This is a genomic window from Ancylobacter terrae (genome assembly GCF_045108345.1).
GTDB lineage: Bacteria > Pseudomonadota > Alphaproteobacteria > Rhizobiales > Xanthobacteraceae > Ancylobacter.
In genome coordinates, this window is record NZ_JBJGXH010000002.1 from 225,656 (window position 1) to 241,196 (window position 15,541).

A 15,541-nucleotide genomic window follows, 5' to 3' on the forward strand; every position below is an offset into this window, starting at 1 on the left:
CGGGTACGACCGGAGCCGCGAGCCGACGGAAGCGATCGAGCCGCCGGCCTGCCACCGAACCGGTGTCGAGGCGGTGCCGCGTCGGGAGCGACCGGGTCGATGGCGCGCCATCCTCTCCCAACCGCATTCGCGACGCGGAAAAGGCCGGCCCGCCGGCCATCAGCCGCGGCACCAGCCCGGAAATCACAGCGTCGCACGGATCCCCGGCCCCTCCTCGGGCGCCGGGTCAAAGGCCTCAGCGGCGGCGGCCCGGTGGCGGGCGGCGCTGGCCACTGCCGATCGGCGGGGTCGGCCCACCGGTCTTGTGGCGGAAATTGATGCGCCCGCGCTCGAGATCGTAAGGCGACATCTCCACCACCACACGATCGCCGACGATGGTGCGGATGCGGTTCTTCTTCATCTTGCCCGCCGCGTAGGCGAGTATCTCGTGCTCATTATCCAGCACCACGCGGAAATTGCCGTCCGGCAGAACTTCCGTCACCGTGCCGTCGAATTCGAGCAGTTCCTCTTTCGCCATCCCTGGCTCTCCTCGTACGCCGTTCCTGTCCGTCCCGCCGCCGGCCGAGCCGCGGCGGGACGCTGTGTCGTTCAGCGTGCCGGCCGCCGGCCCGCCCCGCGGAAACCTTCGCGCCGGCCCTCGCGGCCCGGCTCGCCCGCGCCGCGCGCCGGCGACTGCATGAAGCGCACGCCCTGCATGTCACCGGAGCTGCGGCCCTCGCCGCGCTCATGGGCGGGACGCTCGGAACGCGGCCCGCGGTGGTCGGCGCGCTCGCCATGGGGGCGGCCGGCACGCGGGCCGGGGCGCCCGTGACGCTCGCCCTCATGATGGCGCGATTCGCCGCCGCGCGCCTCGCGGCCCTCGCCCTGGCGCGCCTCATGCCCGCGCCCGCGCGATTCGCCGCGCCGGTCGGTGGAGGGGATGGAGATCTTGATGAGGCGCTCGATGTCGCGCAGGAACGCCCGCTCCTCGCCGTCGCAGAACGAGATGGCGATGCCGTCGGCGCCGGCGCGCGCGGTGCGGCCGATGCGGTGGACATAGCTCTCGGGAATGTTCGGCAGGTCGTAATTGATGACATGGCTGACCCCCGGCACGTCGATGCCGCGCGCGGCGATATCGGTCGCCACCAGCACCCGCACCTTGCCGTCGCGGAACGCGGCGAGCGCCCGCTCGCGCTGGGGCTGCGACTTGTTGCCATGGATCGCCTCGGCATTGACGCCGGCGGCGACGAGGCCCTTCACCACGCGGTCGGCACCGTGCTTGGTGCGCGAGAACACCAGCGCCCGGTCGACGCTGGCATCGGCCAGCACTTCGTTGAGCAGGCCGGGCTTGCCGGCGCGATCGGTGAAGATCACCTTCTGCTCGATCTTGTCGGCGGTCTTGGCGACCGGGGTCACCGCCACGCGCACCGGGTTGGTGAGCAGCTGGCCGGCCAGCTTCTCGATCTCCTTCGGCATGGTGGCCGAGAAGAACAGGTTGCGGCGCTCGGCCGGCAGCTTGGCGACGATGGAGCGGATGGCATGGATGAAGCCCATGTCCAGCATCTGGTCGGCTTCGTCGAGGACGAAGACCTCGACCTCGTTCAGCCGCACCGCGTCGTTCTCCATCAGGTCGACCAGGCGACCCGGGGTCGCGACCAGCACGTCGATGCCGCCGGCGAGCGCGCGGGCCTGACGGCCGAGCGGCACGCCGCCGATGGCGAGCGCGGTGGAGGGGCGCACATGCTTGCCGTAGAGCCGGAAGCTCTCGAGGATCTGGCCGGAGAGCTCGCGGGTCGGGCTCAGCACCAGCACGCGGGCGGTGCGGCGCTCGGGACGGCGGCGGTTGGTGACGAGGTGGTTGAGGATCGGCAGCGCGAAGGCGGCCGTCTTGCCGGTGCCGGTCTGGGCGATTCCGACGAGATCGCGGCCGGCGAGCACCTGCGGCACGGCTTCGGCCTGGATCGGAGTGGGAGTGGTGTGGTTCGCTTCCGCGAGGGCTTTCAGAATAGGCTCGGCAAGGCCGAGTTCGGCGAAAGTGGTCAAGTAGAGTTCTTTCATCGGCGCGGCAGGACCGCGCGCGGAAATGCGCCGGCCCACGCCATCGCGGGGGGTTTGAAGACACCCCGCGCAGCCTGGGACGTCGAGCATTCAGCGATTGGGAGGGGCCGAAGACCTGAGACGGCATGTGCCGAAGCGGAAATCGAGCGACGCGGCCCCCGATACGGACGGTTCCATCCGTACTCGCGCACTATGTGGCGCAAATGCGTGGTGATTTCAAGGCGCCATGCGGGTTAAGCTCGCACCATGTTCCCCGACGTCGTCGATCTCCGCTCCTTCTATGCCCAGCCGCTCGGCATCGTCACCCGCCGGCTGGTCAGCCGCGCCGTGCGGGCGCGCTTCAACGACGTGCGCGGCCTCTCCCTGCTGGGCATCGGCTATGCCACCCCCTATCTCGGCGTGTTCCGGGAGGAGTGCGAGCGGGCGCTCGCCTTCATGCCCGCGGCGCAGGGCGTCACCCGCTGGCCCTCCGCCGCGCCCACGCTCGCCGCCCTGGTCGACGAGACGGAATTGCCGCTGCCCAACGCGACGGTCGACCGGGTGATCGCCGTGCATCTGCTGGAGATGACGCCCAACGCCGACGAGGTGCTGCGCGAGGTCTGGCGCGTGCTGGCACCGGGCGGACGGCTGCTCTGCGTGGTGCCGAACCGCCGCAGCGTCTGGGCCCGCGCCGATACCACGCCGTTCGGCCATGGCCGGCCCTTCTCGCGCGGCCAGATCACCGCCCTGCTGCGCGAGACGCTGTTCACGCCGGTCGGCTGGGGCGAGGCGCTCTACATCCCCCCCGTTCCGCGCCCCTGGTTCCTGCGCAGCGCCATCGCCTGGGAACGGCTCGGGGCGGGGCTGTCGCTCCCCTTCGCCGGCGTCCACATCGTCGAGGCGACCAAGCAGGTCTATCGCCCGATACCCGTGCGCAAGCGCGCCCGGCTGCGGGTGCTGGAACCCGCCCTGGTGCCGCAGGCGGTGGGGGGGTGAGGAAGAACTACCTTGGGTTGCGGTCGACTTCGTGCGAACATACGCCCTCTCACCGGGGAGGACGCTATGAGGAGGCGAAGCGATGCAAGCGGCAGATCGTGAAGACGTAAAGCCTTGGCGCGGCTTGGTTGTGTCTCCTCCGATCGAATCGACGGGTACGATACTGAAACTTAAGTCCGGTGTTCTGGATCCGCAGGCATTGCGATCCAGCCTGCTTTTCTGGGATCGGCTGGATTTTCCAGATCAGCGCCTCATCAAGTTCGGGTTGAACTCCGATGCAGAATTTCTTGCGAGTGCAGGGGTTCTCAAAAGAACAGAGGTTAAAATTTCAGGCTCGGGGGATTTCGCCGCTGCGGTTCGGGACGCTCAGGTCGCCGCCTTCCGTTATCTTGACAAAGAGAACCCGGGTCGATGGAGCCTGGCAACCGGCGAACCGTTCTTTTCCTTCGGCGACGAATCGCTGGAGCCAGGTCGTGGCGCGCTCGTCCGGTTATACGGAGCAGTCCCGGTGCCAGATAAAGACGTTCCGCTTCAAGACATTCTGGAATTCCGGGTACGGCGAAGCGACGAACTTCTCGCGCTCCGAACTCATTTGGAGACGGTTTATCAGCGCGTGATCAGCGCAGGCGATGGTGAACTCGCTTGGAACACAGAGATCGAGGCCCTGCAGCGTGCGATTCAGGATCACATCAAAACGTCCAGGGAATCCGGCTTTCGTCTCCGCCTAGCGGATTTAAGTGCTAGCTTGAATTTGTATACCATCGGAAGCAGTGCAATTGCAGCGTATACTGCGGGACTTCCGATGGTTCGTTCGTTGATAAACGGCGCTGTGGCCGGCCTCAGCGTCGAGGTAGGGGCCGCCCTGAAGCATCACAAACCATCCCCAACACCATTCCAGTACATCACCTCATATCATGACGAGGTTTTCTGACCCGCCCTACTCCTTCCGCGTCAGCAGGAACACCGCCTGCTCGCCGAGCAGGTTCCACACCCACCACGGCAGGGTGAAGCGCACGCGGTGGCCGGAGCCGTCGAGCGCGGCGGCCTTCTCGATGCGCGCGCCGATCTCGCCGGACAGTTCCACGAAGTCGCGGATGGTGCAGAAGTGGATGTTCGGCGTGTCGTGCCAGCTATAGGGCAGGTTATCCGTGCGCGGCATGCGGCCCTTGCTGACGAAATCGAGCCGCATCCGCCAGAAGCCGAAATTCGGGAACGAGACGATCGCGCGCCGCCCCACCCGCAGCATCTGCTCCAGCACCCATTTCGGCCGGCGCGTCGCCTGGATGGTCTGCGACAGGATCACATAGTCGAAGGAATCGTCCGGGTAGTCGGCGAGGTCGATGTCGGCATCGCCCTGGATCACCGCGAGGCCGCGCCCGACGCTGGCGTTCACGCCCTCGCGGGAGAGCTCGATGCCGCGCCCGTCGCAGCCGCGCGTGGTGGTCAGGAGCTGGAGCAGTTCGCCGTCGCCGCAGCCGACATCGAGCACGCGCGAGCCGGGCGCCACCATCTCCGAGACCAGCAGGAAGTCGACGCGCGCGCCCGAGGCGGCCCGCGCCGCCTCCTGCATGGTGAGGTCCTGAACCGTCTGCTCGCGCGGCGTCATCCGGCGACCCCGAGCGTGCGCGCGGCCGAATCGAGGAAGCCGCGGGTGATGGCGAAGAGCTCGGGCTCGTCGAGCAGGAAGGCGTCGTGGCCGCGGTCGCTCTCGATCTCGGCGAAGGAGACCGGCGCACCGGCCGCGTTCAGCGCGTGCACGATGGCGCGCGAGGCGCTGGTCGGGAACAGCCAGTCGGAGGTGAAGGAGGCGAGGCAGAAACGGGTCTTCGTGCCCCGGAAGGCGTTGGCCAGCACGCCGTCATAGTCGGCGGCGAGGTCGAAATAATCCATCGCCCGGGTCACGTAGAGATAGGAATTGGCGTCGAAGCGGTCGACGAAGGATTCGCCCTGGTGGCGCAGATAGCTCTCCACCTGGAAATCCGCGTCGAAGCTGAAGCTCTGGCCGGTGCGGTCCTGCAGGCCGCGGTCGAATTTCCGCTGCAGCGACACCTCGGACATGTAGCTGATATGCGCCGCCATGCGCGCCACCGCGAGGCCGCGGCGCGGATTGCCGCCCTCGACCAGGTAGCGCCCGCCGCGCCATTCCGGATCGGCCATGATCGCCTGCCGTCCCACCTCGTGCAGGCCGATGTTCTGCGCGGAATGGCGCGCGGCGGTCGCCATCGGCAGCGCCGCGAAGACGCGCTCGGGATAGCTCGCCGCCCATTGCAGCACCTGCATGCCGCCCATCGAGCCGCCGACCACCGCCAGCAGCTGGTCGATGCCGAGATGGTCGATCAGCAGCGCCTGCGCCCGCACCATGTCGCGGATGGTCACCAGCGGCAGGTCGAGCCCGTAGGGCACGCCGGTATCCGGGTTGATCGACGACGGCCCGGTCGAGCCCATGCAGCCGCCCAGCACGTTGGACGAGATCACGAAGAAGCGCGTCGTGTCGATCGGCTTGCCCGGCCCGACCAGCGTCTCCCACCAGCCCGGCTTGCCGGTGACGGGGTGGACGTTCGCCGCGTGCTGGTCGCCCGACAGCGCGTGGCACAGCAGGATGGCGTTGGAACGCGCCGCGTTCAGCTCGCCATAGGTCTGGTAGGCGATCTGGAACGGGCCGAGATGGCCGCCGGCATCGAGCGCCATCGCCCCGCGCCCGAACCGCACCACCGCGGAATGCGGATGGTCCGCCTCGCCGCGCGCAATGGCTTCGGTGAGGCTGGCGTCGGGAGAGCCGGAGGATGAGGCAGCGGTGCTGATGGCCATGGCAACCGTCCTGACGGACGAAGAGTTCGTTATAACGGACGCTCCGATGAGCCCGCGGCGCCCGCTTGTCAATATTCGTTTTGATCTCGGGCGCGCGCGGGTCTAGAGCATGGGCCGCGAAGATGGGGTCGGCGCCGGCAAACGGCAACGGCGTCGCCTCGCACCCCGCCGCAACGGCCACCCCGGCCCGCATCCGAACTGCGCCGTCCCTCGCCGATCCTCCGGAGCCGCCCATGTCGACCGCCACCCGCCCCGTCCCGCGTCCCGGCGTCATGGAGATCGAAGCCTATGTCCCCGGCCGCGCCAAGGCCGGCGGCACCGGCAAGGTCCACAAGCTCTCGGCCAACGAGAACCCGCTCGGCGCCAGCCCGAAGGCGATCGAAGCCTTCCGCGCCAGCGCCGACACGCTGGAGTTCTATCCCGACGGCGCCGCGTCGAAGCTGCGCGAGGCGATCGCCCGCAGCTACGGCCTCGATGCCGCGCGCCTCGTCTGCGGCACCGGCTCGGACGAGCTGATCACCCTGCTGGCGCTCGCCTTCGCCGGCCCGGGCGACGAGGTGCTCTATTCGCAGTACGGCTTCCTGGTCTACCGCATCGCCACGCTGGCCGCCGGCGCCACCCCGGTGGTCGCCCCCGAGACCGGCTACCGCACCGATGTCGACGCGCTGCTGGCGGCGGTGACGCCGCGCACCCGCATGGTCTTCCTCGCCAACCCCAACAACCCGACCGGCACCTACCTGCCCTTCGACGAGGTGAAGCGCCTGCAGAAGGGGCTGCCGCCGCACGTGCTGCTGGTGCTCGACGCGGCCTATGCCGAATATGTCCGGCGCAACGACTATGAGTCCGGCATCGAACTCGTGGCGACCAGCGAGAACGTCGCCATGCTGCGCACCTTCTCGAAGATCCACGGCCTCGCCGCCCTGCGGGTGGGCTGGATGTACGCGCCCGCCGCCGTCACGGACGCGGTGAACCGGGTGCGCGGCGCGTTCAACGTCAACGCCCCCGCCATCGCCGCCGCCACCGCCGCCATCGAGGACACGGCCCATGTCGAGGCCGCCGTCACCCATAATGAGCGCTGGCTGCCCTGGGTGACCGAGCAGCTCACCGCGCTCGGCCTTACCGTCACGCCGAGCGTCGCCAATTTCGTGCTGGTGCACTTCCCCGGCACGGCGGGGCGCACCGCGGCGGCGGCAGACGCCTTTCTCGGCGAGCGCGGCCTCGTGCTGCGCCGCATGGACGCCTACGGCCTGCCGGGCGCGCTGCGCCTGACCATCGGCACCGAGGAGGCGAACCGCGCCCTGGTCGCCGCGCTGACCGATTTCCTCGGCACGGCCGGCGCATAGCAGGACACCCCGCCATGGTGCTCGATCCCCCGCTGCCGCGCCCGCTGGTCGGCACGCTCGCGGTCATCGGCGTCGGCCTGATCGGCTCGTCGATCCTGCGCGCCGCCCGCGCCCGCGCCATTGCCGGCCGCCTCGTCGCCACCGACCGCTCGCCCGCCGTGCGTGCGCGCCTCGCCGAGCTCGGCATCGCCGACGAGGTGGCGCCCGACAACGCCGCGGCCGCCGCCGAGGCCGACCTCGTCATCATCTGCGTGCCGGTCGGCGCCGTGGCGGCCGTCGCGGCCGACATCGCGCCGCATCTCGACCCGGACGCCATCGTCTCGGATGTCGGCTCGGTGAAGGGCGCGGTGCTCGCCGCCCTTCAGGCGGCACTGCCCGGCCACCGCGCCATCGTCCCCGCCCATCCGGTCGCGGGTACCGAATATTCCGGCCCCGACGCCGGCTTCGCGACGCTGTTCAAGAACCGCTGGTGCATCCTCACCCCGCCGGCGGACGCCGATCCGGCGGCCGTGGCGACGCTGTCGCAGGTGTGGACCGCGATGGGCGCCAATGTCGAGACCATGGCCGCCGATCACCACGACCTCGTGCTGGCGATCACCAGCCACGTGCCGCACCTCATCGCCTACAACATCGTCGGCACCGCCGCCGATCTCGAGCAGGTCACCCAGTCCGAGGTGATCAAGTTCTCCGCCGGCGGCTTCCGCGACTTCACCCGCATCGCCGCCTCCGACCCGACCATGTGGCGCGACGTGTTCCTCAACAACCGCGAGGCGGTGATCGAGGTGCTCGGCCGCTTCACCGAGGATCTCATCGCCCTTCAGCGCGCCATACGCTGGAGCGAGGGCGACAAGCTGTTCGACCTGTTCACCCGCACCCGCGCCATCCGCCGCTCGATCATCGAGATGGGCCAGGAGACGGCGGCGCCCGACTTCGGCCGCGCGCACGAGTGAGCCGGCCGCCCTTCAGTAGAGCGGGCCGATCGATCCGAGCGGGATGAAGCCGAGCGAGATCTTCCCGCCGCGGAAGGCGAAGGGGAACTGCACCGCCTTGCGCCCGTCGATCTCGGTCGGCGTGCCGGCGGCGAGCAGGGTGGGCCCGAGCGCGGCCACCGCCGGCGGCAGCACGCCCTGCTCGGCGAGTTGCGTCAGCAGCCGGTCGCCGCCGGCCAGCGCCAACCGCACGGACCCGTCGAGCCGCCCGCGCGGATCGAGGCCGAGCGCGCCGCTCGCCGTCAGCGCGGCATCGCCGGAGGTGATCTTGGCGAGGATGAGGTCGAGCCGCCCATCCGCCGCCTGCCAGGCCCGCAGCCGCTCCTCGACGGGCATCGAGTGCAGATCCGCGACGCCGGTGACCCGCGCCTGGATTTCGAGGTCCGCCAGCGGCGGCGGCGGCAATCCGGCATCGCCGCCGGCCTTCGCCGCCGTGCTGCCGGCGCGGATCGGTGCCGGCCGGCCGACGGCGGGCAGCGCCACGCTCCCGGAGCGGGCGCCATGGACGCCGGCAGCGAAGTCGAACGCCTCGCGCGTCTCGGCAACCACCCGGCGCACATGCATCTCGGCATGCCGCGCCACCAGCAGCGGCGGCGCAGGCGGCGCGGCAGCGGCGCCGGCCTCGACGATCTCCAGCCCGTCGGCCGCGACGGAGACGCGATCGGGGCGCCCGCCGCTGCCGATCGCGCTGGTCTGCAGCAGGCTCCAGCGCGCCTCGAACCGCCGCCCGCTCGCCACCTCGGTGACGGCGGCCGGGCTCGCGAACTCCGCGATGATGTGGTTGGGCGCCCAGACCTGCGCCACGGCATGGGCGCGTTCTGCCCCGACCTCCCAGCCATCGGCGCCCGCAAAGACCAGACGCGGCTGCGCGCAGATCAGCTCGAACCGAAAGGGAAAACCGCCGATCGTGCGCTCGCCGCAGCTCCAGTTGCGGCCCTGTCCGGCCTCGCGCGCGATCCAGCCGTCGATCTCGGCGGAGGCGCGCCCCGCCGCCCAGAACCACGCCCCGCTCCACGCCGCGCCGGCGGCGAGCACGAGCAGCACCGGCAGCACGATGAGCGCGCGCCGCGTGCCGGACACCGGGGGATGGGTCGCGCGTGCGTCGGCGGTGGCGGCCGGCGCGGGGCGCCGGGACTCATCGCGATCAGGATCGTTCATCGTGCTCCCCGGGTTTCGGCAGGGCGAGTTAGCCCGGATGACCGCGCTTTGCGACGATTATATGCCGTGATCGTCGGAGCCTGCCCTCCGCCACCCGCCCGCGCGTCAGCCGAATACGGGGTTGCGCAGGGCACGACGCAGCCCTCGAACGGGCCGGACATCGCCATGACGTCGCCCCGCGGACCCTTGAGCGACCCTGGCAGTCGCGGCCCACCGGCATGGAAAGACGCCATGCCGGCAGATGGCCGCAGCCGGCTCGGACGGGGACGTTGCCCCGCGCATCGAGCGCACGGTCTCCGGCGGGCGCCGCCCAGTCGTCCCATGCCTGGGCCGGCGCACATGATCCCGGCGGCGGCAGGGGTGCCGCGGCCTTGGTGCCCGCACCGGCACGGCGGATGATGGATATCGCCATGGTTCGCGTCCCCCGCCGAAGCGCAGGACGGCACGCCTCGCGCCCCGCGGAATCCCGGCGGCGGCAGGGGTGCCGCGGCCTTGGTGCCCGCACCGGCACGGCGAATGATGGATATCGCCATGGTTCGCGTCCCCCGCCGAAGCGCAGGGCCGCACGCCCCGCGCCCCGCGGAATCCCGACGGCGGCAGGGGTGCCGCGGCCTTGGTGCCGCACCGGCACAGGTGATGGCGGACATCGCGATGGTTGCCGTCATCCGCCCCGGCCTCTGTCCCCCGCCCGATCCTTCATCGGCCGGACGGGGACAGCACGACGGCCGGAAGCTGGTGCCTCGCCCTCTCCTGCAGCCGTCCCGGCGAAGCGAGCCGCACAAAAACGAACCGCAGACGCGCCAAATCCTGTCCTGTCCTGAAGCCGCCCACCAAAGCGGTCCGGCGATAACTCTGCCCAGCGGAGACAGCTTTCGCTGTCACCTACAGCCCCCCAAACGGTCAGACGACAACGTGAGCGATCCGTGCCCGCGCGGAGAGCCGCCTGCGGCCCTCCCGGCGAAGCTGTCGGACGACAACGAGATGACGGTCGGGGCGGAAAATCCGGCGCCTGCAGCCGTCCCCCGAAGCGACCCGCGCGATAACTCTGCCCAGCGGAGACCGCTTTTGCTGTCACCTACAGCCGCCCAGGCTGTCAGACGACAACGTGAGCGATCCGTGCCCGCGCGGAGAGCCGCCTGCGGCCCTCCCGGCGAAACTGTCGGACGACAACGAGACGACGGTCAGGGCGTAGAATCCGGCGCCTGCAGCCGTCCCCCGAAGCGACCCGCGCGATAACTTTGCCCAGCGGAGACCGCTTTTGCTGTCACCTACAGCCCTTCAAGCGGTCAGACCACACCGAAGCCGAGCCGACAGAGGAGATGGGTGTCGCCGCCATCCCCGAACCTGTCTCCGGTCGGGATCGCAGTACGTCGCGCCGCCACATCGGCGTTCGTTGCCTGTCCTGCCGCATAGGCTGCCCCGGTCAGCCACGCTTTCCCCCTCGGGACCGCGAGGCATTGCCCGCCGTGGCCGACCGCCCCCGGCAGCGAAACCGGGGCTTTCGCGGAGCGGAGCGCCTCTAGGGGCATTGGCGCGTGGCGGCAGGATACTGGCGGGTCCCCTCCGCCGGCGTATCCCGGCATCCGCGCCGGGTGCCCGGCCATCGGCATGCAGGCCGGCTCTATCCGCGACGATGCCGAGTGCCCCATGGGCTGGTCCGCCAACGGCCCGCAGCGCCCAGCTCGACGCCCGATTACAGACGCCAGAAGACGGCCCGGGGGGCTTTTGCATTGCAGCTGAGGGGAATGAAAGCCCGGCGTCGCCTGAGGTGGAGTGAAAGCCCGCCGTCGCCTGCCGGCTCTGTCCGCGATGTCTCTGCGGGGCCGGGTGCCCCGGACCCGCCTGCCCGGTCGGAAGTTTCGCCGCTCCCGCTGCCCGGCGGATCGCACAGGGCCCGGCAGGCCGGCGGTCGCAACGACGACATGGGCGCCGGGTACATGCCCGGCCGGAGGTGCGCCGCCCGTTGCCCGGCGGATTGCACGGCGCCCGGCAGACGGGCGGTCGGAACGACGACATAGGCACCGGGTACATGCCCGGCCGGAGATGCGCCGCCCGTTGCCCACGGATAGCACGGCGCCCGGCAGACGGGCGGTCGGGACGACGACATCGGGCGCCGGGTACATGCCCGAACGGGAGCGCGCCGCTCCCGTTGCCCGCGGATCGCGCGGCGCCCGGCAGGCCGGGCGGGCGGAACGCCGACATGGGCAGAACCAACCGCGCGGACACGACGCGGACGGGGCTGAACGCCCACCAGCGAATCGCTCGCGGTCGATAGGGCCGCGATCCGCCGCGGCAAGGGCGGCGTCACGCCATTCGGCGTGGTCGAGGAGACGGGCGCTCGGCGCGGGCAGGACGGTCGCCTTGCCGGCGACGACCGGCGCGGGATCGCAACGGCCCCGTGCGCTCCGCCCTCCGCCCGCCAAATCGGCGGGCTTGCTTTTTGCCGGCGGCTGGCCTCTTTCATCCGGACATCGCCGCCGCACCTCGCGACGTCGCGGCCGCCGCGTCGCATGTCCACGCTCCTCCGTTCCGACCAGCACCCTCCGATGCCGCATCCCCCATCCTCGTCGACCGAAACCGATGAATTCTGGGTGTTCGGCTATGGCTCGCTGATGTGGAACCCCGGTTTCGCCTATGAGGAGCGCTGCGGGGCGCGGCTGATCGGCGCCCACCGCTCGCTCTGCGTATTGTCGGTGCACTGGCGCGGCACGCCCGAGCGTCCCGGCCTCGTGCTCGGCCTCGACCAGGGCGGCAGTTGCATGGGCGTCGCGTTCCGGATCGCGTCGGCCCAGCGCGACGCAACCATCGCCTATCTGCGCGAGCGCGAACAGGTCACCCGCATCTATCGCGAATCGACCCGCCGCGTCTGGTTGAAGGACGGCAGCGAGCGGACGGTGCCGGCTCTCACCTATCTCGTCGACCGCAGCCACCCGCAATATGCCGGCAGCCTCGACCGCGAGGTTCGGCTGCGCATCGTGCGCGCGGGGCATGGCGTGGGCGGACCCAATCCCGATTATGTGACGGCCACCCTCGCCCATCTCGCCGAACTCGGCCTCGACGATCCGGAACTGCGCTGGATCGTCGAACGTCTCTGAGCTCCACGGCGGCACACGGTCTGCGCGGCATCACAGGGCCGGATGCACGACGTCCGGCCGGATACGCGACGTCGCTCAGCTCGCCCGTCGACACCCGAGCCGGGCAGCGGGCGACGCGTGGACGCGTCAGGGAAACGGACCCAAGCGCTCCCGACGCACCCCGTGGGGCGTGTCGCACCGATCGGCCTGACTGCACCGACCATCCACCCCACTGCACTGACCATCCACCCCATCGAACCGGATGGAACGTGCGATCAATGCCACTCGGAACCGTCGGCCGGAGCGAGAGGACCGCTCTCGGCGTCGGGGAGAATCCGCAGGTGGATCTCGTCGGCGCCCGCCCGTTCGGCCGCCCGCCGCGCGCCCGCGCCGGCCGGCCCGGCCCAGACCACCACGCGCCGGTCTTCCATACGGCGCACCGCGAGGGCTACGGCCGCCGGATAATCGGGAGCGTCATCAAGATGATAAACCGAATAGACGTGGCGCTGCCCATCTTTGCCGCGCCACAGCCGGAAGCGCCCCGAAAGGCGCGGGTCAACCGCTGCCGCCAGCGGTCCGTCGTCGAGAAGCACGTCGTCCATCGCCATGATCATGAGAACAAAGTTAGAACATTCGCTGTGGATGTCAACTTCTGCTTCATGGTTAATCGCGCGACGCGCGCATTGGTTCCCGCACCCGCCGCATCATGCCCGTAATCGTTGAATTTCAGGTGGTTGGCTCGGCCGCCACGGCCGGAGAGGTGCGGATGCGGGCCTGCGCCAGCAGGAACTTGAGGTACTCGACCAGCAGCAGCCGTGTGGTGGGCAGGCTCCACCACGGCGTTTCCCGCATGCGGTCGGTGACGACCGGATAGGGCACGAGTTCGACACTGCCCAGCACGCGCCGCAATTCCACCAGCGCGCGTGGCATATGCCAGGCCGAGGTGACGACGATCAGGGAGTGGAACCGGTGCTGGTGCGTCCAGTCGGCCGTTTCGATGGCATTTCCGCGCGTGTTGAGTGCCGACCGTCCGATGTCGACGCAGCATTCCAGCACCCGGCGGGCCGATGGAACGGTCTGCCCGATCTCCTGCAGCGTCGTGTCGGGGTGGACGCCGGTGATCAGCAGCCGCTCACCTCGGCCCTGCGCGAGCAGATCGGTCGCCTCGGCGATGCGGTCGGCCCCGCCGGTGAGCACGACGATGGCGTTGGCGGACTGCGTGAAGGGCGTGTCCCGCCATTCGATGAGGTTGAGAAACCACACAAATCCCGCCACGAACAGCCCAAGGCTCGCCGTCCCGCCCAGCAGGGCGAGCACGAGCAAGCGGCGGAGCCGGCTGGGGGGGCGAGGAGCATATGGAGCGGCGCCGGACACGGTCGCGCTCAGCTGATATGGCGCAGGGTGCGATAGACGGTCACGCGCGACGTCACCGCCGTCACCAGCGCCACCAGCACGCTCACGCCCAGGATGCCGCCATAGCCGCGGGGATCCAGAGCCATGCCGCTGATCAGCGTCTGGGCACCGCTGATATCGAACGTCCCGCGCAGCCAGGAAGGCACGGTGGTGAAGGCGAAGAACATCGCCATCGCCGCCCCCCCGCCGATGGCCCCGCCAAGCAGCCCGACATTCAGGAAATGATGCTGGAATTCCGCGGCGATGAAGGTGTCGTGGGCGCCGACGAAATGCAGCACCTCGACGATCGAGCGCGCGGCCGCGACAGCCGCCCGCGTTGCGAACACGACGCACAGCACCGTTGCCGCCGAAACCAGCGCCAGGACCGCAAGCCCCAGGGCGACGACCGTTTGCGCCGTACCGGAAAGCCGGTCCGACCATTGGCGGTGATCATCGAGGCTGGCGGAGGGGACGCTCTCGCCGAGCGCCTTCCGCAACGCGGCGATCGTATCGGCGCGCCCGCCCGATGCCAGCGTGACCACCACGAGACGCGGCACCGGCAGGCTCGACAGATCGAGGCCGCTGCCGAGCCAGGGTTCCAGCAGGCTGGCGGTTTCCGACGGTCCGAGCGCGCGGGCGGAGGTGACGCCCGGAACCCCCTGCGCCACCTCGACCGCCTTCGCCAGGGCGGCGGCAACATCGAGCCCGTCGGCGGGAGTGATCTGGATCGTCGTTTCGCGCACGATTTCGGATGTCCAGTCCGCGGCAAGGCTGCGGACGGCGGATACACCGCCGATGGTGAGGCCCGCGAGGAACGTCATGATGGCGACCACCGCGATGAGGGCATGGCCCGTCACCGTGGCGCCGGGAACGATCGGCGAGGTCGGGTGTGCGACCGGTCCGGCTTCGCCCGCCTGGGTGGATTGGTGGGGGATTTCAGTCATAGATCCGCAGCCGTCCATCGGAGATCACCAGCCGCCGGGCATCAAACTGGTCCATCAAGGCGATGTCGTGGGTCGCGATCAAGACCGCCGTCCCGGACTTGTGCAACTCGACGAACAGGCGCAGCAGGCGTCGCGCGAGGTGGGGATCGACATTGCCGGTGGGTTCGTCCGCCAGCAGCATCTCGGGCCGGCTGATGAGGGCACGGGCAATGGCCGCCCGCTGTTTCTCGCCGCCCGACAGCACCGGCGGCAGCACGTGAATGCGCTCGCCCAGGCCCACCCAGTGCAGCAGTTCGGTGACTTCGGCGCGGTAGCTTTCCTCGGCGCGCCCCTGCACCCGCAAAGGCAACGCCACGTTCTCGTACGTGGTCAGGTGATCAAGCAGCCGGAAGTCCTGAAACACGATGCCGATCCGGCGGCGGATCAGCGCCATCTCGTCCGGCCCCATCAGCGACACGTCGCGGCCGAACAGGTTGATCAGCCCGCGGGTCGGCCGCAGTGACAGGAACATCAGCCGCAACAGCGTGGTCTTGCCCGCGCCGGATGGACCGGTGAGGAATTGGAACGAGCGCGGCGGTATGCCGAACGTGACGTCACGCAGCACCTCCGGGCCCATGCCGTAGCGAAGACCGACATTCTCGAAGCGGACCAATCCCGAAACCCTCGCGCCGAACCCTTCGGCAAAACCGATTCTGCCCCGCCTGCTCTACCCCGCCCCCTCCGCACTAGCATATTCGGCGACGAGCGACACCGGTGCGGAACCGGCATTCGGCGCCGAGGGTGGACGGCCTCCCGCCCGACGGTCCATCCTGCCGTGGCGA

Annotated in this window: 14 protein-coding genes; 5 read left to right on the top strand and 9 right to left on the bottom strand. The window is 70.0% G+C overall.

The features are described from left to right. Nucleotides 1-235: 235 nt before the first annotated feature. Both infA and ACEUEL_RS15335 read right to left on the bottom strand, forming a co-directional pair. Nucleotides 236-517 (bottom strand): translation initiation factor IF-1, encoded by a 282-nt coding sequence (gene infA, locus ACEUEL_RS15330; RefSeq protein WP_013168254.1) that lies wholly within the window; start codon nucleotides 515-517, stop codon nucleotides 236-238. A 71-nt stretch (nucleotides 518-588) separates the two neighbouring features. Beyond that, nucleotides 589-2,037, bottom strand: a complete 1,449-nt coding sequence (locus ACEUEL_RS15335) for a DEAD/DEAH box helicase (protein ID WP_405707172.1) — start codon at nucleotides 2,035-2,037, stop codon at nucleotides 589-591. Nucleotides 2,038-2,283: 246 nt separating this feature from the next. Here ACEUEL_RS15335 and ACEUEL_RS15340 point away from each other — a divergent pair, with 246 nt between their 5' ends. Continuing rightward, entirely contained in the window at nucleotides 2,284-3,012 is a 729-nt protein-coding gene (locus tag ACEUEL_RS15340) for a class I SAM-dependent methyltransferase (RefSeq protein ID WP_405707174.1), read from the top strand. Between the two features lie 82 nt (nucleotides 3,013-3,094). After that, complete coding sequence (locus ACEUEL_RS15345; RefSeq protein ID WP_405707176.1) at nucleotides 3,095-3,943, top strand: DUF6236 family protein; 849 nt, start codon at nucleotides 3,095-3,097, stop codon at nucleotides 3,941-3,943. Between the two features lie 6 nt (nucleotides 3,944-3,949). Here the strand turns inward: ACEUEL_RS15345 and metW are convergent, their stop codons facing one another. Continuing rightward, complete coding sequence (metW, locus tag ACEUEL_RS15350) at nucleotides 3,950-4,582, bottom strand: methionine biosynthesis protein MetW (RefSeq protein ID WP_405707587.1); 633 nt, start codon at nucleotides 4,580-4,582, stop codon at nucleotides 3,950-3,952. A gap of 32 nt (nucleotides 4,583-4,614) precedes the next feature. Further along, nucleotides 4,615-5,700 carry a homoserine O-acetyltransferase MetX gene (gene metX / locus ACEUEL_RS15355; RefSeq protein ID WP_405707589.1) on the bottom strand — a complete coding sequence of 362 codons (1,086 nt, stop codon included), beginning with the start codon at nucleotides 5,698-5,700 and terminating at the stop codon, nucleotides 4,615-4,617. Nucleotides 5,701-6,053: 353 nt separating this feature from the next. Between metX and hisC the strand changes: the two genes are divergently transcribed. Both hisC and ACEUEL_RS15365 read left to right on the top strand, forming a co-directional pair. Beyond that, entirely contained in the window at nucleotides 6,054-7,163 is a 1,110-nt protein-coding gene (gene hisC / locus ACEUEL_RS15360; protein WP_405707178.1) for a histidinol-phosphate transaminase, read from the top strand. Nucleotides 7,164-7,177: 14 nt separating this feature from the next. Continuing rightward, entirely contained in the window at nucleotides 7,178-8,113 is a 936-nt protein-coding gene (locus ACEUEL_RS15365) for a prephenate/arogenate dehydrogenase family protein (protein ID WP_405707180.1), read from the top strand. Between the two features lie 12 nt (nucleotides 8,114-8,125). Here the strand turns inward: ACEUEL_RS15365 and ACEUEL_RS15370 are convergent, their stop codons facing one another. Continuing rightward, nucleotides 8,126-9,310, bottom strand: a complete 1,185-nt coding sequence (locus ACEUEL_RS15370) for a DUF2125 domain-containing protein (protein WP_405707182.1) — start codon at nucleotides 9,308-9,310, stop codon at nucleotides 8,126-8,128. 2,546 nt (nucleotides 9,311-11,856) lie between these two features. Between ACEUEL_RS15370 and ACEUEL_RS15375 the strand changes: the two genes are divergently transcribed. Further along, nucleotides 11,857-12,405, top strand: a complete 549-nt coding sequence (locus ACEUEL_RS15375; RefSeq protein WP_405707183.1) for a gamma-glutamylcyclotransferase — start codon at nucleotides 11,857-11,859, stop codon at nucleotides 12,403-12,405. A 254-nt stretch (nucleotides 12,406-12,659) separates the two neighbouring features. Here the strand turns inward: ACEUEL_RS15375 and ACEUEL_RS15380 are convergent, their stop codons facing one another. The 4 genes from ACEUEL_RS15380 to ftsE form a co-directional block, all read right to left on the bottom strand. After that, the gene (locus ACEUEL_RS15380) at nucleotides 12,660-12,986 is read right to left on the bottom strand and encodes a hypothetical protein (protein ID WP_405707185.1); all 327 of its coding nucleotides are present in this window, start codon (nucleotides 12,984-12,986) and stop codon (nucleotides 12,660-12,662) included. A 124-nt stretch (nucleotides 12,987-13,110) separates the two neighbouring features. Continuing rightward, on the bottom strand, nucleotides 13,111-13,701 hold the full coding sequence (locus ACEUEL_RS15385; RefSeq protein WP_405707591.1) for a YdcF family protein: 591 nt from the start codon (nucleotides 13,699-13,701) through the stop codon (nucleotides 13,111-13,113). Between the two features lie 65 nt (nucleotides 13,702-13,766). Next, nucleotides 13,767-14,720, bottom strand: a complete 954-nt coding sequence (locus ACEUEL_RS15390; RefSeq protein WP_405707187.1) for a cell division protein FtsX — start codon at nucleotides 14,718-14,720, stop codon at nucleotides 13,767-13,769. Beyond that, complete coding sequence (gene ftsE, locus ACEUEL_RS15395; RefSeq protein ID WP_405707189.1) at nucleotides 14,713-15,372, bottom strand: cell division ATP-binding protein FtsE; 660 nt, start codon at nucleotides 15,370-15,372, stop codon at nucleotides 14,713-14,715. Before ftsE ends, ACEUEL_RS15390 begins: the two co-directional genes overlap by 8 nt. Nucleotides 15,373-15,541: the final 169 nt, after the last annotated feature.